We start from the raw sequence: 18,386 nt of genomic DNA, 5'->3' as shown, positions 1-18,386 counted from the left end.
CACGGCGGTCGCGCCTCTGCCTATCGTTCTGCCTGTCGGTCGAGCGACCGCACGGAGAGGGACGACCATGAGCAGCGCACCCGTCGGCTACGCCGAGGACGAGATCGACACCGCCGCACCGACGAGGGCGGCGCGGCTGAAGTGGGTGGTGGTGGTCGACGAGGCGCTCCCGATCGGCCGAGCCGTCAACGCCGCCGCCTGCGTCGCCGCCGCGACCGGAGCGCTGGTGCCGGGACTGCTCGGTCCCGCCGCGCAGGACGCGTCGGGCTCGGGGCATCCGGGGCTGCCGTGGGCGGGCTGCACGGTGCTCGCGGCGGACGCGGCGACGCTCCGGATCGTCCGGGCGAAGGCGGAGGCGCACGAGGGCACCTTCGTCGCCGACATGCCGGCCGCCGCGCAGGACACCCGGGTCTACGACGAGTACCGCGAGGTGCTCGGCGCGACCGCGCCCGAGTCGATCGAGTATCTGGCGGTCGGCCTGATCGGGCCGCGGAACCGGGTCGACAGGATCGTCGGTCGACTGCGACTGCTCTAGACGGGGTGCTCTCCCCAGGGGCGGGGTGCGGGCGTCTCTCCACCGAACGCCGGCGGAGGGGCCCGTGCGATCGACGGCCGCTCTAGCGTCCTCGGATGCGGCAGATCACGGAGGACGACGACCCCGAGGGGCTCCTGCGCCGACCGCGGCGGTCCCGGGTCCGCTGGCGCGTCGGAGTCGGCGCGGCGGTCGTGCTGGTCATCGCTGCGGCGGTCGTGGCGGTCCTGCTGGCGGGTGCTCGTGCGGGAGGGCGGACGGAGGTGCTCGCGCCGGTGAGCGGACCCTCGGGATCAGCGGTGCCGAGCTGGGCGGCCGATGCCGGTGGCGGGCCGGGCACACCGCCGCCGAGTGCCTCGACCGGCGTGCCGCTCTACGTGCACGTGGCCGGAGCGGTCGTCACCCCCGGTCTGTACCTGCTCGACCCGGGTGCGCGCGTGACGGATGCGCTCGCGGCGGCGGGTGGCTTCACCGAGACGGCCGAGCGGGCGGCGGTCAACCTCGCCCGGCGGGTGGTGGACGGCGAGCAGATCCTCGTCCCGGAGCAGGGTGCGGTGAGTGCTCCCGGTGCTGCCGGAGCGGGCAGCACCGGCTCGGCCCCCGCGGGCGGCGTCATCAGCCTCAGCACGGCGACGGCGGCGCAACTCGAGGAGCTGACCGGGATCGGTCCCTCGACCGCCGCGAAGATCGTCGCCTACCGGGAGGAGCACGGGCCGTTCACCTCGGTCGACCAGCTGCTCGAGGTCCCCGGCATCGGCGAGAAGACCCTCGAGGCGTTCCGCGAGCAGGTGTCGCCGTGATCCGCGCGCACGATCTGCGACTGCTCCCGATCGGCCTCGCCGCCTGGGCGGCCGCAGCGGCGACGGGGGCGCTGCCGGTCGTCACCGTGATCGAGAGCGGGGGTCTCCTCTGCGCGGGGGCCTGGGGCGTCGTGCTGACGGTGGTCGTCGGGCTCGGTGCGCTCCGTCGGCACCGTGCCGCCGCCGTTCTGGCGGTGGTCGCGGTCGCCCTCGCCGGCGGCGCGCTGGCCGTCACGTCCGTGGTCGCCGCTGCCCCGGCCCGGCATCCGCCCGCCCTGCGCGAGGCGGCCGAGTCGCGTGCGTCCGTGGCGGTGCTCGTGCGCGTCGACACCTCCACGCGACCGCTCGCGAGCGGCGGTGTCTGGTTCGACGGCACGGCCCTCCGGATCGACGACCGGCCGCTCTCGGCGCCCGTGCGGGTCTTCCTGGCCGAGCCCGGCGGGCGGCTGCCGGTCGCCGCCGAGGTGCTGCTCCAGGCCCGGGCCCAGGCGCCCGCCGCGGAGTCGGAGAGCACCCTGCTGAGCGCGACGGCCGTCCTCGACCGGAGCCCGCCCGAGGGTGTCGCGGCGGTCGCCGAGCTGCTGCGCTCGGGCTTCCTCGCACGAACAGCGGCGCTCGGGGGAGACGTGGCAGGCCTGCTGCCGGGTCTCGCGACCGGGGACACGACCGCGCTGCCGGCCGATCTCGAGGAGGACATGCGCACCGCCTCGCTCACGCACCTCACGGCGGTCTCCGGAGCGAACTGCGCGGTGGTCGTCGCGGCGGGCTGGCTGGTCGCGGCGCTGCTCGGGGCCGGTCGGCGGCTGCGCACGGTCGCGGCCCTGGTCGTCCTCCTGGCCTTCGTGGTGCTGGTCACTCCGGAGCCGAGCGTCGTCCGGGCGGCGGCGATGGCGACCGTCGTGCTGCTGGCGCGGCTGGGGCGGCGCTCGGGCGCGGCGGTGCCGGCGCTCCTGGCGAGTGTCCTGCTGCTGGTCCTCGTCGATCCCGCGATCGCGAGCCGGCTCGGCTTCGTGCTGTCCGTCCTGGCGACGGGCGGCCTGCTCCTCGCGGCCGAGCCGATCGCGCGTCGGCTGCAGGACGTGCTGCCGCGACCGCTCGCTCTGCTGGTCGCGGTGCCGCTCGCCGCGCAGCTGGCCTGCCAGCCCGCCGTCCTGCTGATCGATCCGTCGATCCCGGTCTACGGGGTGCTCGCGAACCTGCTCGCCGAGCCCGCCGCCCCGGCCGCGACGGGACTCGGGCTGATCGGCTGCCTGCTGGCGCCCTGGTGGCCGGCGGGCGCCGACGTCGCGATCCGCCTGGCGGCCGTGCCGGCCTGGTGGATCGCCTCGATCGCGCGCGCCGTGGCGACCTGGCCGTCTCCGCGGATCGCCTGGCTGCCCGGAGGAGTCGGGCTGCTGGCGCTCACTCTCCTGACCGCGCTGGCGCTGCTGCTGGTCACCCGCTCGCGTCGCCTCGTGCTGCCGCGGCGGGTCGCCGCGACGGTTCTCGCCGGGGCGCTCGTCGTCGGGGGAGCGTCGAGCGTGGCGGCCCCGCTGCTGCGCTCCGCCGCCGTCCCCTCGGACTGGCGGGTGGCCATGTGCGACATCGGCCAGGGCGACGCGGTGCTGGTCCGCGGTGACGCGGGAGTGCTCCTCGTGGACACCGGTCCGCTGCCCGAGCGCCTCGACGCCTGCCTCCGGCTGCTCGGTCTCGACCGGCTCGAGCTCCTCGTGCTCACCCACTACGACCTCGACCACGTCGGGGGAGTCGGAGCGGTGGTCGGGCGCGTCGACGAGGCCCTCGTCGGTCCGGTGGCCGACGAGGGCGACGAGCGCGACCGCGCGGCGCTGGACGGCGGCGGCGCGCTCGTGCGGGAGGCGGCGCGCGGCGACTCCGGCTCGCTCGGCTCGCTGCACTGGCGGGTGCTCTGGCCGGAGCCGGGGAGCACCCTCCGCGGGAACGAGGCGAGCGTGACCCTCCGCGTCGACATCGCGGCCGACGCGCGCGGCGGTCCGCTGTCGCTCGCGATGCTCGGCGACCTCGGCGCGGAGGCGCAGGGCCGGATCGCCCGGCTCGACCCCGGTCGCGTCGACGTCGTGAAGGTCGCGCACCACGGCTCGGCCGACCAGGCGCCCGCTCTCTACGACGCGCTCGGTGCACGGATCGGCCTCGTCTCGGTCGGCGCCGACAACACCTACGGCCACCCGACCGCCTCGCTGCTCACCCTTCTCGCCGATCGCGGCACGCGCGCTCTGCGCACCGACCTCGAGGGCACGGAGCTGCTCGCCGTCCACCCCGAGGGCGTCGTCGCCTGGTCCAGTGGGGCCGCGGCGCCGGTGACCGCTCTGGACGAGCACGGACGCGGAGTTCCGACTCTGCTCAGCGGAGGCTCGCCCCTCGGAAGGGCGGAAGACGGCATCAGCACCCGACCTGCGGGTGTCTCGCGACGGAGTCGACATCCTGGCGCCGCGGGTCGGCTGCCGACACCGACGACTGGTTGGATGCGGAATCGACGTGGCGTGACGAGGGGGAGGAGCGGCGTGACTCGGAACGACCGACCGGGCCTCCGGAAGGACCGACCGGGCCTCTCCATCTCCCTGGTGATGTTCGCCCACACGGCGGTCCTGCTGTTCCTGGCAGCGGCGCCGCACCAGCCACCGTGGTCGATCGTCCTCTTCGCGGTCGCCCTGATCGGAACGGGGATCGGCGCCTTCTCCGATTCCCGCAGGTACCGACGGGAGTTCCTGGAGCGGCAGCGACGGCGCGGCCCGTCCTGATCGCACCTCCTCTCCTCCCTCCTCCAGCGGCCGGCCCCGGACTCGTAGAATCGAGGGTCACGGAAGGACGACGGCATGGCAGGCAGAGCCCCGGCGCGCGGCAAGGCGGCCCCCTCGAAGGCGGCGATCCCGCAGCTCGCGTGGAACCAGACGCGACCCGCCCCGATCGTCCTGATCACGGGGCCGGAGCAGTTCCTCGCCGATCGGGCCCTGCGGTTCCTCCGCGAGTTCCTGCGCGCCGAGGACCCGAGCCTCGAGGTCAACGACATCGACGCAGGCGGCTACGCGCCCGGGGAGCTGCTGACGCTCGCGAGCCCGTCGCTGTTCGACGAGCCGCGGCTGCTGCGCGTCTCGAACGTGGAGAAGTGCTCCGACGCGTTCCTCGTCGAGATGCTCGAGTACCTCGCCCAGCCGGCCGACGGGGCGACGGTCGTGCTGCGGCACGGCGGTGGCAACCGCGGCAAGAAGCTGCTCGACGCGATCCGCGCGGGCACCGGCGGCGGCATCGAGATCGTCTGCGCCGAGCTCAAGCGGGAGAGCGACAAGGTCGACTTCGCGATCGCGGAGTTCCGGACCGCCGGGCGCACCGCGACGACCGGTGCGGTGCGGGCGCTGGTCTCCGCGTTCTCGGATGATCTGGACGAGCTCGCGTCGGCCTGCCAGCAGCTGGTCTCGGACGTGACCGGCGACATCACCGAGGCGACGGTCGCGAAGTACTACGGCGGGCGGGTGGAGACGACCGCCTTCACGGTCGCCGATTCGGCGATCGCCGGCCGGCACGGGGAGGCGCTGCTGGGGCTCCGGCACGCGCTCGCGTCGGGCGCGGATCCGGTGCCGATCGTGGCGGCGTTCGCGAGCAAGCTGCGGACGATGGCGAAGGTGGCGGGCTCCCGTGAGGGCTCCGGTCAGATCGCCTCGCGGCTCGGCCTCGCGCCCTGGCAGGTGGACCGCGCGCGCCGCGACCTGCAGGGCTGGACCGGCGAGGGACTGGGCACGGCGATCCTGACGGTCGCCGAGGCCGACGCGAACGTGAAGGGCGCCACCCGCGACCCGGTGTTCGCGCTGGAGCGCATGGTGTCGGTCATCTCGGCCCGCGGCCTCTGACCGGTGCCCAGGGTCTCGAGACGCGCTCGCGGCCGACCTCGAGAACCCTGAACGACGTGGGTCTCGATACGCCGCTCCGCGGCTACTCGACCAGCAAGACCCCCCGACAAGCGGCGCCGCGGCGACTCGACCAGCACGCACGTCGAGACGCCCTGCGGGGCCGAACAACCCGAGTGACCGGCGCGATCCCCTCTGCGACGGGCCGTCGGCAGACCGGCCCCGCCCTCGCAGGCTCACCGGCGATCCGCGTGCCAGCGGATCGTCGTAGCCGGAACGCAGGACGCTCCTCCCGCCGCGACCACCCGCATGAGCCGACCGCGCGACGGCCGACGAGGAACGAGGAGTCCGTCGACGGCGAGCGGAAACGAGGAAGGGCCCGGCCATCGGCCGGACCCTTCCTCGTTGCAGCGAGACGCAGCCCTACAGCGCGGCGACCTGCTTGGCGATCGCGGACTTGCGGTTCGCGGCCTGGTTCTTGTGGATGACGCCCTTGCTCGAGGCCTTGTCGAGCTTCTTGGCGGCGAAGGCGAGCGCGGTGGCGGCCTTCTCGGTGTCGCCGGCGGCGATGGCGGAGTGCACCGCGCGGACGGCGGTCTTCAGCTCGCTCTTGACGGCCTTGTTGCGCTCGTTCGCCTTCTTGTTGGTGAGGTTGCGCTTGATCTGCGACTTGATGTTTGCCACGTCTATTACCTTCTTCTCGGATGTGTGTGCAGCCGGCTACTCGACGGAGTGCCCCTTCCGGTGGCGTGGAAACGCCATCCCGGTGCGACTGGAGGTCGCCGGCTTCTGAATCACTCCACACACGCCAATGGTGGAGCGCAAGCCAACAAGGAACTTTAGCGCACCCGCCGCCTCCCTTCAACCGCGCGGTGCCCGAGCGCCGGCTCCCTCGCGAGATGCCACCTGTGCGCGCGACACGCCGCGTCGAGCGCGCGCAAGTGGCATCTCGCGGGGGAGCCCCGCCAGTAGCCTGACCAGCGATGCCCCGACTCGCCGATCACATCCCCGCCGTGCCGCCCTCGGGCATCCGCCGGCTGTTCGAGATCGCCCTGCGGCTGGAGGGCGTGACGCTGCTCGCCGTGGGCGAGCCGGACGTCCCCGTCGCGCCTCACATCATCGAAGCCGCGCGCGCCGCCTGGGCCGCGGACGACACGGGCTACGGCCCGAACGGCGGCCTGATGGAGCTCCGGCGCGCGATCGTCGCGAAGCTCGCGAGCGACAACGGCTTCCGAGCGGAGGTGGAGCAGGTCTGGGTCACGGTCGGCGCGACGCAGGCGCTGCACCAGGCGATGACGCTCACGCTCGGCCCGGGCGACGAGGTGCTCCTCCCCGATCCCGGCTACACCACCTTCACCATGAACGCGCGGATGATCGGCGCCGTCCCGGTGCCGTACACGCTGCGCCCCGAGAACGGCTTCTTCCCGGACCTCGACGAGCTCGAGCGGATCGTCACCGACCGCACCCGGGCGATCATCGTGAACAGCCCGTCGAATCCGCTCGGCGTCGTCTTCCCGCGCCCGATGCTGGAGCGGCTGCTGGAGTTCGCCCGCCGGCACGACCTCTGGATCATCAGCGACGAGGTCTACGAGTGCTTCACCTACGGCCGCCCGCACGTGAGCCTCGCCGCCCTCGCCCAGGAGGCCGGTCACGACGACGACCGCGTCTTCAGCGTCTTCTCGCTCTCGAAGACCTACGCGATGACCGGCGTGCGCGTCGGCTACCTCGTCACCCCGCCCGGCCTGACCTCGACGATGGTCACCGTTCAGGAGGCGACGATCAGCTGCGTCGCGACTCCCGACCAGCGCGCGGCCCTGGCGGCACTGACCGGCCCGCGGGACGCGGTGGCGGAGGCCTCGGCCCACTACCTCGCCAATCTGCGGCTCGCCACCGCGCTCCTCGACGAGCGCGGCATCCGCTTCCGCGAGCCGGAGGGCGCCTTCTACCTCTGGATCGACGTCTCGCACGCGAGCGACGGCGACGTCGCGTCCTGGGCCGAGTCGTTCCTGCTCGAGTCCCTCGTCGCCGTCGCGCCGGGCAGCGCCTTCGGGCGCACCGGCGAGGGCTGGATCCGGGTCTGCCTCGCCGCCGATCCCGTCGACCTCGAGCACGGCCTCCGCGCGCTGCCCGCCCCGGTGAGCGCGTGAGCGCCGACGAGGTCCTGGTGCGGCGGGTGCGCCCGGACGAGTACGCCGAGGTCTCGCGCCTGCGCCTCGCCGCCTACGAGCACGACTACGAGCTGGGGGAGGAGTACGCGGCGGACGTCGGGGACGTCGCCCGGCACGACCGCGAGGGCGAGGTCTGGGTGGCGGAGGAGGCCGGCGCGATCCTCGCGACCGTCACGACCGCCGCGCCCGGCCGCACCCTCTACTCCCTCGGCCGCCCCGGCGAGCTCGACTGGCGGCTGCTCGCGGTGGCCCCCACGGCCCGCGGCCGGGGCCTCGGCCGCCTGCTGACCGAGTTCGTCGTGATGCTCGCCGTCGAGCGCGGCCTCCGGCGCGTCGTGATGAACAGCGGCACCGACATGCTCGCCGCGCACGCCCTCTACGAGAGCATGGGGTTCGTCCGGCTGCCCGAGCGCGAGAATCCGCCCGGCATCGAGCCCACCCGCACCTACGGACTCGACCTGTAGCGAGGTCCGCCCGCAGAGCATCAGCCGAGACGACGCGTCATCCGCCATCGGCGAAGAGACCGGCGCACAGCTGAGGTTCTGCACCGCGACCGGTCGGTCCCGGCCCCTCGCCCGCCGCCGGAGCCCGGCCGTGGGAGACTGGACGCACGATGTCTCCACGTGCACACCTCGGGCTCGAGCCCGCCGCGACCGATCCGGCGTCCATCCGCAACTTCTGCATCATCGCCCACATCGATCACGGCAAATCCACTCTCGCCGATCGCATGCTGGGCATCACGGGCGTGGTCGAGGATCGCGCGATGCGCGCGCAGTACCTCGATCGGATGGACATCGAGCGCGAGCGCGGCATCACGATCAAGTCGCAGGCCGTCCGCATGCCGTGGGAGCGCGACGGGCAGACCTTCGCGCTGAACATGATCGACACCCCCGGGCACGTCGACTTCTCCTACGAGGTCAGCCGCTCGCTCGCCGCCTGCGAGGGCGCGATCCTCCTGGTCGACGCCGCGCAGGGCATCGAGGCGCAGACGCTCGCCAACCTCTACCTCGCGCTCGAGAACGACCTGGCGATCATCCCGGTCCTCAACAAGATCGACCTGCCCGCGGCCGACCCGGAGAAGTACGCGGCCGAGCTCGCGAGCCTCATCGGCGGCGACCCGGCCGACGTCCTCCGCGTCTCCGGCAAGACCGGCGTCGGCGTCGAGGCGCTGCTCGACCGCGTCACCGAGCTGGTCCCCGCGCCCGTCGGCGACAAGAACGCCCCGGCCCGCGCGATGATCTTCGACTCGGTCTACGACTCCTACCGCGGCGTCGTCACCTACGTCCGGATGATCGACGGCCAGCTCTCGCCGCGCGAGAAGATCCAGATGATGTCGACGCGCGCCACGCACGAGATCCTCGAGATCGGCGTCTCGAGCCCCGAGCCCGTCTCGACCAAGGGCCTCGGCGTCGGCGAGGTCGGCTACCTGATCACCGGCGTGAAGGACGTCCGCCAGTCGAAGGTCGGCGACACCGTCACCACCGCCTCCAAGCCCGCCACCGAGGCGCTGCCCGGCTACACCGAGCCGCTGCCGATGGTGTTCTCGGGCCTGTACCCGATCGACGGCAGCGACTACCCGGACCTCCGCGAGGCGCTGGACAAGCTCAAGCTCTCCGACGCGGCGCTCGTCTACGAGCCCGAGACCTCGGTCGCCCTCGGCTTCGGCTTCCGCTGCGGCTTCCTGGGCCTCCTGCACCTCGAGATCGTCACCGAGCGGCTCGACCGCGAGTTCGGCCTCGACCTGATCACCACGGCGCCGTCCGTCATCTACGAGGTGACCACCGACGACAAGAGCACCGTCACGGTCACCAACCCGAGCGAGTTCCCGGTCGGCAAGATCGCCAGCGTCACCGAGCCGATCGTCCGGGCCGCCATCCTCGCGCCGAAGGACTACGTCGGCACGATCATGGAGCTCTGCCAGAGCCGCCGCGGCACGCTGATCGGCATGGAGTACCTCGGTGAGGACCGGGTCGAGATCCGCTACCACATGCCCCTAGGCGAGATCGTCTTCGACTTCTTCGACAACCTCAAGTCCAAGACCGCCGGCTACGCCTCGCTCGACTACGAGCCCGCCGGCGACCAGGAGGCCGACCTGGTCAAGGTCGACATCCTGCTCCAGGGCGAGCAGGTCGACGCGTTCAGTGCGATCGTGCACCGCGACAAGGCCTACGCCTACGGCGTGCTGATGACGGGGCGGCTGCGCAAGCTCATCCCGCGCCAGCAGTTCGAAGTGCCCATCCAGGCCGCGATCGGCGCGCGCATCATCGCGCGCGAGTCGATCAGCGCCATGCGCAAGGACGTCCTCGCCAAGTGCTACGGCGGTGACATCACCCGCAAGCGCAAGCTGCTCGAGAAGCAGAAGGAGGGCAAGAAGCGCATGAAGATGGTCGGCCGCGTCGAAGTCCCCCAGGAAGCGTTCATCGCCGCGCTGAGCGGCGACGTCGAGACGAAGGACAAGAAGTAGCGGTCGCTCCGGCCCTCGTCGTCGGGCGTCAGTTCGCGTCGTCCTGCCCGGTGACGTGCACCGCGTACCCGTGGCAGCCCGCGGTCGTCCAGTCGTAGGGCGCCCCGGTCTCCTCGCCGTACAGGGCGATGAACCCCGCCGACCCCGCGGGGTAGAGCGAGGCGGACAGCGGGTCGTCGGCCGGGCGCGGCACGCTGGGACGCTCCCACCAGAGCGTGTAGGTGTAGTCGTGGCCCTTGTCGAGCATGCACTGCGCGACGATCCGCTGCTGCTCGACCCAGACTCTCGCGTTCGCGAGCTCGCTCTCGTCGAACGAGGCCGGGTAGACGACGGCGGAGGTGTCGGAGGAGAGGTCGTAGATCGGCTGTCCCGAGGCGTCCTCGCGCGGCAGCGTCTCGATCAGCGTCGGGGCCGGGGCGAGGGTGGGCTCCACCGCGACCGGCGTCTCCAGGATCGGCTCTGCCGAGGTCTCGGCAGGAGCGGTCGCGGCCGGTGGCGCGAGAGCGGCGGCCTGCCCTGCGTCCGACCGACCCTGGCAGCCCGCGAGCGCACCTCCGAGGATCAGGAGCACGAGGCCGCCCGAAGCGGCCCGGAACGCTCCCGATGTCCTCGGCACAGAACTCCTCATCGGCGCAGAACTCCGCATCGACACAGAACCCCTCATCGCACAGAACCCCCACGATCCGCGGTCCTCCCGCGAGAGCGGGAGCAGCCTCCTGAACCCTAACGGAGGACCGCTCAGGAGTCCGGCTCCTGTCACGGTGCATCGGATAGCCTGGAGTCTTGCGCGCGGGTCGGTCACGGCTCGTCGCCGGGAGCAGCACTGCGGCTCCGATCACCGCAGTCGAGAAGTGGAGCACGCCGTGAGCATCCGACGCTCGAGCTTCGAGGGGCAGCCGCAGGTCACCTACGCGGCGGTCGGCGGGACGCTGGCGCCGGACCTGCTCGAGTACCCGCCGGACGGCTTCACGGCCGAGCGCTTCGAGGCGCGCCTGGGCTCGGGTGCCGAGCGCTTCGCGATCACGACCGCGTCGCTGATGACCTGGGGCGTGCAGCGCGGCAGCGGGATCGTCGTCTCCGACATCACGAGCGGCAGCGGTGTGCAGTACACGGGCGTCAACTTCGACTCCGCGGGCACGCCGATCGACCTCGCCAGCCGGCCGACCGAGGAGCAGTTCTCGGCGGACGGCACGCCGTACATCACCGCCGGCGTCACCGCGGTGCTCAAGATCACGCTGCTCGGCCGCACGGTCGACGCCCCGGTGCGCGTCGTCTACGTCGTCGACGAGCCCGATCAGGTCGGCTTCGCCTACGGCACCCTCGAGGGCCACCCGGAGAGCGGCGAGGAGTCGTTCGTCGTCGAGAAGCGCGCCGACGACTCGGTCTGGCTCGTGATCCGCGTCTTCTCCCGCCCCTCCACGGCGCTCTACCGCCTCGGCACCCCCGTCCTGCGCGTCGTGCAGAAGCGGCAGGTCAAGAAGTACCTCCGCGCGCTGCTGCCGGCGCGCCTCAGCTGACGTGGGCAGCGCCCTCCCGCTCGCCGACCCGGCCCCGCTCGACGGGCATCTGCCCGCCTCCGTCGCCGACGGCGTGCAGGCCCGCGACCTCGGGCTCTACGTGCACGTGCCGTTCTGCCGGGTGCGCTGCGGCTACTGCGACTTCAACACCTACACCGCCACCGAGCTGCGCGGGGCGAAGCAGCAGGACTACGCGGACGAGGCGATCGTCGAGATGGCCCTCGGCGAGGGCGTGCTCGCGGCCGCGGGTCTGCCGCGCCGCCCCGCCGCGACCGTGTTCTTCGGCGGCGGCACTCCGACGCTGCTGCCGGCCCGCGATCTGGTGCGGATGCTCGACGGGCTCCGGCGTCACTTCGGGGTCGCCGACGGCGCCGAGATCACGACGGAGGCGAACCCCGACTCGGTCGACGCCGCCTACCTCCGCGAGCTGGCCGACGCCGGCTTCACCCGCGTCAGCTTCGGGATGCAGTCGGCCGTGCCGCACGTGCTCGCGACGCTCGAGCGCACCCACGATCCGGAGCGGGTCCCGCTCGTGGTGGAGTGGGCGCGCGAGGCGGGGCTGCAGGTCAGCCTCGACCTGATCTACGGCACGCCGGGGGAGTCGCTGGCCGACTGGGAGCGCTCGCTCGACTCGGCGCTGGCCAACCGGCCGGACCACCTCTCGGCGTACGCGCTGATCGTCGAGGACGGCACCAAGCTGGCCCGGCAGATCCGCCGGGGCGAGGTCGCCACGCCGGACGACGACCTCACGGCGGACATGTACGAGCTGGCGGACGCGCGGCTCGCCGCGGCCGGCTACTCCTGGTACGAGGTCAGCAACTGGGCGCGGGACGACGCGCACCGGTCGCGGCACAACCTGTCCTACTGGCTCGGGCACGACTGGTGGGGCGTGGGCCCCGGCGCGCACAGTCACGTCGGCGGGGTGCGCTGGTGGAACGTGAAGCATCCGGCGGCCTACGCCGAGCGGCTGCACTCCGGATCCTCGCCCGCGGCGGGGCGGGAGACGCTCGACGACGCGACGCGCCGCGTGGAGGACGTGCTGCTGCGCTCCCGCCTGGCCGACGGGCTGCCGATCGACGCGATCGACCCGGAGCGCCGCCGCGAGGTCGCCGGGCTGATCGCCGACGGACTCGTCGACGGACGCGCGGCCCTGGGCGGGCGCCTCGTGCTGACGCTGCGCGGGCGCCTGCTGGCCGACGCGGTCGTCCGCCGACTCACGGACGGCTGAGCCGCCAGCGGGGCGGTGGGTCTCGATACGCCGCCTGCGGCGGCTACTCGACCAGCATGGGGCGGAGCAGGCGCGTCGTGCTGGTCGAGCGGCCCGCATCGCGGGCTCCTCATGCTGATCGAGTAGCGCGCGGAGCGGGCGTGTCGAGATCCCGCTCGGTGCCTACTTGAAGAAGGGGATGCTCAGCGGGTACGTGTAGTACTCGCCGGCGCTCGCGCGCACCGAGGCGATGATCGCGAAGACGATCACGAGGATCGGCACGACGATGAAGACGATGAAGCCGACGAGCACGAAGCTCAAAATCGTGCCCGCCACGTACGCGATCAGCGTCGTGAGGTGGAAGTTCAGCGCGGTCTTCGCGTGCGCCTCGAGGAAGGGTCCGCGGCCCTTGAAGACCAGGTAGACGATCAGCGACGGGATGAAGCTGAAGAAGATCCCGGTGATGTGGGTGACGATCGCCCAGGTCTTCTCGTCCGCCGGGTTCAGCGGCGGGGCGGGCGTCGAGTAGGCGGGCGGCGGGGGCGGGGTGGCCGACATGGTGATCTCCGTCTCAGGAATCGGCGCGTCGGGCGACCCCGGGCGCTCGGCGTCCATCGTGGCAGAGAGACAGCCGCACCGGGAGGCGATCCGGGGCAAGCCCCGCTCTCCTCCCGCGCGCGCGGTTATGATTGGCACTCAATCTCGCGGAGTGCCAAGCTCCGCGCGGCGTCCAGGCGCCGAGGTGGGTCGTGCCGAGAGGCACCCGGAGTCCGGCGGGAGGTCGGTCGTATGGTGACGGAGCGCGGTCTCCAGGTCCTGCGCGTGATCGTGCAGGACTACGTCGCGAACCGCGAGCCGGTCGGCTCCAAGTCGATCGTCGAGCGGCACGCCTTCGGTGTCTCCGCGGCGACCATCCGCAACGAGATGGCGCAGCTCGAGGAGGAGGAGCTGATCGCGGCCCCGCACACCTCCTCCGGCCGCGTGCCCACCGACAAGGGCTACCGCCTCTTCGTCGACCAGCTGACCGATCTGCGCCCGCTGACGGCGGCGCAGCGGCAGGCGATCGAGACGTTCCTCGGCCAGAGCCCGGACCTCGACGAGGTGCTGGTGCGCACGGTGCGGCTGCTCTCGCAGCTCACCAACAGCGTCGCCCTCGTGCAGTACCCCTCCTTCGGCGCCGCGCGCATCCGCCACGTCGAGCTGGTCGCGCTCGCCCCGCGCCGCCTGCTCTCGGTGCTGATCACCGACACCGGCCGCGTCGATCAGCGCGTGCTCGAGACCCCGGAGGACGTCGACGAGCTGCTGCTCGGCGAGATCCGCGCGAAGCTCAACACCGCGGTCCTCGGCCTGGGCCTCGCCGCCGCGGCCGAGACGCTGCAGAGCGCGGTGGAGCAGTTCAGCCCCGAGCGCCGCGACGTGGTCGACCCGATCGTGCAGACCCTGCTCGAGCAGGTCGGCGCGAACCGGCAGGACCGCCTCGTGATGGCGGGCGCCGCGAACCTGGTGCGCACCGAGGAGGACTTCTCGGGCAGCATCTACCCGGTGCTCGAGGCGATCGAGGAGCAGGTGGAGCTGCTGCGCCTCTTCGCCGAGATGACGCCGGATCCGCGCGGCATCTCCGTCCGCATCGGCCGCGAGAACGCGCCGTTCGGCCTGCAGGAGACCTCTGTGCTCACCAGCGGCTACAACACGGCCGGCGGCCAGGTCTCGCGCCTGGGCGTCCTCGGGCCGATCAGGATGGACTACTCCGGCAACATCGCGGCGGTCCGCGCCGTCGCCCGCTACCTCTCCCGCCTCCTCGGCGAGGAATGACCCGCACCAGACCCTCGCCGGATCCCCGGCTCCCGACAGGTCCGCCGCGCCCGGCGCACCCACCCACGAACGAAGGACGAAGCCCCCTGTGGCCGATCACTACGAAGTCCTCGGCGTCGACCGAGACGCCTCCGCCGACGAGATCAAGAAGGCGTACCGCCGGCTCGCGCGCGAGCTGCACCCCGACGTCAACCCGAGCGCCGACGCCTCCGAGCGCTTCAAGCTCGTCACGCACGCCTACGACGTCCTGAGCGACGCCCAGCAGCGCCAGCAGTACGACCGCGGCCCGCAGGACGGCTTCCCCGGCGGCGGCGGGCAGGGCTTCGGCGGCTTCGGCGACATCTTCGAGACGTTCTTCGGCCAGGGGGCCCAGGGCTCCTCCCGCGGCCCGCGCTCGCGCCGGGAGCGCGGCCAGGACGCGCTGCTGCGCGTCGAGGTCTCGCTCGACGAGGTCATCTTCGGCACGCACCGCGACCTCGAGGTCGACACCGCCGTGCTCTGCGAGACCTGCCAGGGCTCGTGCTGCCAGCCGGGCACCTCGCCCGTCACCTGCGACATCTGCCACGGCTCCGGCCAGATCCAGCGCACCGTCCGCTCGCTGCTCGGCAACGTGATGACGGCGAGCCCCTGCGGCACCTGCCGCGGCTACGGCACCGTCATCGCGACCCCGTGCTCCACCTGCCAGGGTCAGGGCCGCGTCCGCGCGCGCCGCACGATCCCCGTCGACGTCCCCGCGGGTGTCGACACGGGCCTGCGCCTGCAGATGCCCGGAAGCGGCGAGGTCGGCCCGGCCGGCGGACCCAGTGGCGACCTCTACCTCGAGATCAAGGTCAAGCACCACGACATCTTCAGCCGCAACGGCGACGACCTGCTCTGCACCCTCGAGGTGCAGATGACGGACGCGATCCTCGGCTCGACGGCGACCCTCGCGGCGCTCGACGGCGACATCGAGATCGAGGTCAAGCCGGGCACGCAGAGCACCGAGATCGTCACGATCAAGGGCCGTGGAGTCACGAAGCTGCGCGGCAACGGCCGCGGCGATCTCCGCGTGGGCATCCAGGTCGTCACGCCGACCAAGCTCGGGCACCGCGAGCGCGAGCTGGTCCAGGAGTTCGCCAAGCACTACAAGCCGCAGAAGCCGGCTCTCACGCACTTCCAGCAGGGGCTCTTCTCCAAGCTCCGCGACCGCTTCCTGGGCTGACCGGGACCGGCGTGGCGCACCACTACATCGACGAGTCGCTCGACTCCGGCGACTTCGTCGCGGGCGGGCGGCTGGAGCTCTCCGGAGCCGAGGCCCGGCACCTCGCGACCGTGAGCCGGATCCGCGCGGGCGAGAGCGTGCGTGTCGGCGACGGGCGCGGCCGGGTGGCGGTCGCCGTCGTCGAGAGCGCGGAGGCGGCGCGCGTCGTCCTCGCCGTCGCCTCGGTCGAGGAGGTGCCCGCGCCGTCGCCGCGCCTCGTGCTGGTGCAGGCGCTCGCGAAGGGCGACCGCGACGAGCTGGCGATCCAGGCCGCGACCGAGCTCGGCGTGGACGAGGTGGTGCCGTGGCAGGCCGCCCGCTCCGTCTCGCGCTGGTCGGGTCCCAAGGAGGAGAAGGGCCGGGAGCGCTGGCGCAGCATCGTCCGCGAGGCGAGCAAGCAGTCCCTCCGCGCCCGCGTGCCCGCGGTGTCGGGTGTCGTCGGCCTCCGCGCGCTCGTGGAGCGGGCGGCGACGGCGCGCGTGCTCGTGCTCGAGCCCTCGGCCGATGCCCGCCTGACCGCGATCGAGCCGGACGGGCGCGACCTCGTGCTCGTCGTCGGCCCCGAGGGCGGGATCGCGCCGGAGGAGCTCCGCGCACTCGCCGATGCGGGTGCCGAGGCCGTCGCGCTCGGCGACTCCGTGTTGCGCACCTCGACCGCCGGCCCGGCCGCGATCGCCGTCCTCTCAGTCCGGCTCGGCCGCTGGTGATCCCCGTCGATCCGCGTGCCCTGGGCGAACGGCGCCCCGCCCGGGCGGCGGCCCCGTTTAAGATGAGTGCATGACCGAGCCCACTGTCTTCACGCGCATCGCCCGCGGCGAGATCCCCGCCGACGTGGTGTTCGAGAACGAGCGGATCCTCGCGATCCGTGACATCGCGCCGAAGGCGCCCGTGCACCTGCTGGTCTTCCCCCGGACCCAGGAGTACGCCAGCGTCGCCGAGCTCGCGGCGGGCGATCCCGCCCTGCTCGCCGAGATCGCCCGGGTCGCGCAGACCCTGGCCGACGCCCACAGCAACGGCCAGTTCCGGCTCGTCTTCAACTCCGGCGAAGAGGCCGGTCAGACCGTGTTCCACGTCCACGCCCACGTCCTGGGCGGCCACCTGACGGAAGGCTCCCTTGCCACCGGTTGATCACGCGGACGACAGCGCGCAGAGCGCGCCGAGTCCCGAAGCACCGCAGACCACCGGCGCGACCCACCGGGTCGTCGCCGTCGACGGAATCGCCATGGTGCGCCTCCTCGGACCCCAGGACCGCCTCATCCGTGCGGTCGAATCGCGATTCCCCGACGTCCGGGTGCACGTGCGCGGCAACGAGGTGACCCTCGACGGCGAGGGTGCCCCCGTCGCCGCCGCGGCGCGCCTGGTGGAAGAACTGGTGCTCATGACGGCAGGCGGCCACGACCTCGACCCGGAGGGCGTGCGCGAGTCCGCGCGCATCCTCGAGAACGGCGGGCCGGTGCGTCCCGCCGACGCCTTCGGCCAGGCCATCCTGACCGCGCGCGGGAAGAGCATCCGCCCCAAGACGCTCGGTCAGCGCGAGTACGTCGACGCGGTCGATCAGAACACGATCGTCTTCGGCATCGGCCCGGCCGGCACCGGCAAGACCTATCTCGCGATGGCGAAGGCGGTGCAGGCCCTGCAGCGCAAGGAGGTCGAGCGGATCATCCTCACCCGTCCCGCGGTCGAGGCGGGGGAGCGGCTGGGCTACCTGCCGGGCTCGCTCACCGACAAGATCGACCCGTATCTGCGCCCGCTCTACGACGCGCTGAACGAGATGATGGACCCCGAGATCGTCCCGAAGCTGCTCGCGGCCGGCACGATCGAGGTCGCGCCGCTCGCCTACATGCGCGGTCGCACGCTGAACTCGTCGTTCGTCGTGCTGGACGAGGCGCAGAACACGACGCCGGAGCAGATGAAGATGTTCCTGACCCGCCTGGGCTTCGGCTCGAAGATGGTGATCACAGGCGACATCACCCAGGTCGACCTGCCGGCCGGCTCCAGCGGACTCCGGCTCGTCACGCGGGTGCTCGAGGACATCGACGACATCCACTTCTCGCGGCTGACCAGCGAGGACGTGGTCCGCCACAGCCTCGTCGGGCGGATCGTCGACGCCTACACCGAGTACGACCAGCAGAAGCAGGCGGCGAGCTTCGAGCGCGAGCAGGCCCGCGAGTTCGCGGCCCGCGCCGAGCGCCGCGCCGCCACCCGCTCCACCGGCGACGCGCAGCCCAAGCGCCCGCGCGGCTGACCGCCGCGCCGCCGCCGCCCCGCCGAGTGCCTGCCCGCCCGCCGAGACCCTCCCGACCGAAGGAACCCCGCACCCCGTGAGCATCGAGATCAACAACGAGTCGAGCATCCCCGTGGACGAGGCGACCCTGCTGCGCCTCGCGGGCTACGCGCTCGACTCGCTGCACGTGCACCCCGACGCCGAGCTCGCGATCGTGCTGGTCGACGAGGGGGCGATGGAGCAGCTGCACGTGCAGTGGATGGACGAGCCGGGCCCCACCGACGTGCTGAGCTTCCCGATGGACGAGCTGCGGCCCGGCACCGAGGACGAGCCGACCCCCGCCGGCCTGCTCGGCGACATCGTGCTCTGCCCGCAGGTCGCGCAGAACCAGGCCGAGGCCGCCGGCCACTCCGTGCTCGACGAGCTCCTGCTGCTGACGGCCCACGGGCTGCTGCACCTGCTCGGCTTCGACCACGCGGAGCCGGAGGAGGAGCGCGAGATGTTCGGCATCCAGCGCGACATCCTCGTCGGGTTCCACATCAGCGAGCGACGCCGCTAGGCCCGG

Annotated in this window: 18 protein-coding genes; 15 read left to right on the top strand and 3 right to left on the bottom strand. The window is 72.7% G+C overall.

Annotation, left to right across the window (positions count from 1 at the left end; genetic code table 11):
• The first annotated feature begins 67 nt into the window (after window positions 1–67).
• The 4 genes from GSU72_RS12070 to holA all read left to right on the top strand — a co-directional run bounded on the left by GSU72_RS12070 (window position 68) and on the right by holA (window position 5,192).
• Complete coding sequence (locus GSU72_RS12070) at window positions 68–535, top strand: DUF2000 domain-containing protein (protein WP_159985240.1); 468 nt, start codon at window positions 68–70, stop codon at window positions 533–535.
• 95 nt (window positions 536–630) lie between these two features.
• Window positions 631–1,332 carry a ComEA family DNA-binding protein gene (locus GSU72_RS12065; protein ID WP_159985239.1) on the top strand — a complete coding sequence of 234 codons (702 nt, stop codon included), beginning with the start codon at window positions 631–633 and terminating at the stop codon, window positions 1,330–1,332.
• Window positions 1,329–4,088, top strand: a complete 2,760-nt coding sequence (locus GSU72_RS12060; protein ID WP_159985238.1) for a ComEC/Rec2 family competence protein — start codon at window positions 1,329–1,331, stop codon at window positions 4,086–4,088. The genes GSU72_RS12065 and GSU72_RS12060 overlap by 4 nt, the downstream gene beginning before the upstream one ends.
• 75 nt (window positions 4,089–4,163) lie before the next feature.
• Window positions 4,164–5,192, top strand: a complete 1,029-nt coding sequence (gene holA / locus GSU72_RS12055; RefSeq protein WP_159985236.1) for a DNA polymerase III subunit delta — start codon at window positions 4,164–4,166, stop codon at window positions 5,190–5,192.
• Between the two features lie 420 nt (window positions 5,193–5,612).
• On the opposite strand, the gene rpsT is transcribed toward holA, so the two are convergent.
• Complete coding sequence (gene rpsT / locus GSU72_RS12050) at window positions 5,613–5,873, bottom strand: 30S ribosomal protein S20 (protein ID WP_123445612.1); 261 nt, start codon at window positions 5,871–5,873, stop codon at window positions 5,613–5,615.
• Between the two features lie 299 nt (window positions 5,874–6,172).
• Here rpsT and GSU72_RS12045 point away from each other — a divergent pair, with 299 nt between their 5' ends.
• From GSU72_RS12045 to lepA, 3 genes are all read left to right on the top strand, one after another.
• Entirely contained in the window at window positions 6,173–7,336 is a 1,164-nt protein-coding gene (locus GSU72_RS12045; protein ID WP_159985234.1) for an aminotransferase class I/II-fold pyridoxal phosphate-dependent enzyme, read from the top strand.
• Entirely contained in the window at window positions 7,333–7,821 is a 489-nt protein-coding gene (locus tag GSU72_RS12040; RefSeq protein ID WP_159985232.1) for a GNAT family N-acetyltransferase, read from the top strand. Before GSU72_RS12045 ends, GSU72_RS12040 begins: the two co-directional genes overlap by 4 nt.
• Before the next feature lie 149 nt (window positions 7,822–7,970).
• On the top strand, window positions 7,971–9,821 hold the full coding sequence (gene lepA / locus GSU72_RS12035; RefSeq protein WP_123445615.1) for a translation elongation factor 4: 1,851 nt from the start codon (window positions 7,971–7,973) through the stop codon (window positions 9,819–9,821).
• 28 nt (window positions 9,822–9,849) lie between these two features.
• On the opposite strand, the gene GSU72_RS12030 is transcribed toward lepA, so the two are convergent.
• On the bottom strand, window positions 9,850–10,437 hold the full coding sequence (locus GSU72_RS12030; protein WP_159985230.1) for a hypothetical protein: 588 nt from the start codon (window positions 10,435–10,437) through the stop codon (window positions 9,850–9,852).
• Between the two features lie 247 nt (window positions 10,438–10,684).
• Here GSU72_RS12030 and GSU72_RS12025 point away from each other — a divergent pair, with 247 nt between their 5' ends.
• Entirely contained in the window at window positions 10,685–11,338 is a 654-nt protein-coding gene (locus tag GSU72_RS12025; RefSeq protein ID WP_244255782.1) for a DUF1990 domain-containing protein, read from the top strand.
• 1 nt (window position 11,339) lies between these two features.
• A complete protein-coding gene (gene hemW / locus GSU72_RS12020) occupies window positions 11,340–12,566 on the top strand; it encodes a radical SAM family heme chaperone HemW (protein ID WP_159985229.1) in 1,227 nt (408 codons plus the stop codon).
• Between the two features lie 162 nt (window positions 12,567–12,728).
• On the opposite strand, the gene GSU72_RS12015 is transcribed toward hemW, so the two are convergent.
• Window positions 12,729–13,103, bottom strand: a complete 375-nt coding sequence (locus tag GSU72_RS12015) for a DUF4870 domain-containing protein (protein ID WP_123704749.1) — start codon at window positions 13,101–13,103, stop codon at window positions 12,729–12,731.
• Window positions 13,104–13,334: 231 nt separating this feature from the next.
• Between GSU72_RS12015 and hrcA the strand changes: the two genes are divergently transcribed.
• From hrcA to ybeY, 6 genes are all read left to right on the top strand, one after another.
• The gene (gene hrcA, locus GSU72_RS12010; RefSeq protein ID WP_159985227.1) at window positions 13,335–14,357 is read left to right on the top strand and encodes a heat-inducible transcriptional repressor HrcA; all 1,023 of its coding nucleotides are present in this window, start codon (window positions 13,335–13,337) and stop codon (window positions 14,355–14,357) included.
• An 88-nt stretch (window positions 14,358–14,445) separates the two neighbouring features.
• Window positions 14,446–15,558: a molecular chaperone DnaJ gene (dnaJ, locus tag GSU72_RS12005; protein WP_159985226.1), complete on the top strand. Its 1,113-nt coding sequence runs from the start codon at window positions 14,446–14,448 to the stop codon at window positions 15,556–15,558.
• Window positions 15,559–15,569: 11 nt separating this feature from the next.
• On the top strand, window positions 15,570–16,304 hold the full coding sequence (locus tag GSU72_RS12000; protein ID WP_159985224.1) for a 16S rRNA (uracil(1498)-N(3))-methyltransferase: 735 nt from the start codon (window positions 15,570–15,572) through the stop codon (window positions 16,302–16,304).
• Between the two features lie 70 nt (window positions 16,305–16,374).
• The gene (locus GSU72_RS11995; protein WP_159985223.1) at window positions 16,375–16,725 is read left to right on the top strand and encodes a histidine triad nucleotide-binding protein; all 351 of its coding nucleotides are present in this window, start codon (window positions 16,375–16,377) and stop codon (window positions 16,723–16,725) included.
• A gap of 94 nt (window positions 16,726–16,819) precedes the next feature.
• Window positions 16,820–17,842 (top strand): PhoH family protein, encoded by a 1,023-nt coding sequence (locus tag GSU72_RS11990; RefSeq protein ID WP_159986798.1) that lies wholly within the window; start codon window positions 16,820–16,822, stop codon window positions 17,840–17,842.
• A gap of 76 nt (window positions 17,843–17,918) precedes the next feature.
• Window positions 17,919–18,380: an rRNA maturation RNase YbeY gene (gene ybeY / locus GSU72_RS11985; protein WP_159985222.1), complete on the top strand. Its 462-nt coding sequence runs from the start codon at window positions 17,919–17,921 to the stop codon at window positions 18,378–18,380.
• Window positions 18,381–18,386: the final 6 nt, after the last annotated feature.

The organism is Rathayibacter sp. VKM Ac-2760, from assembly GCF_009834185.1.
Lineage (GTDB): Bacteria > Actinomycetota > Actinomycetes > Actinomycetales > Microbacteriaceae > Rathayibacter.
Note: the sequence above shows the minus strand (reverse complement) of the source record. Positions and strands in the feature narration are given on the sequence as shown.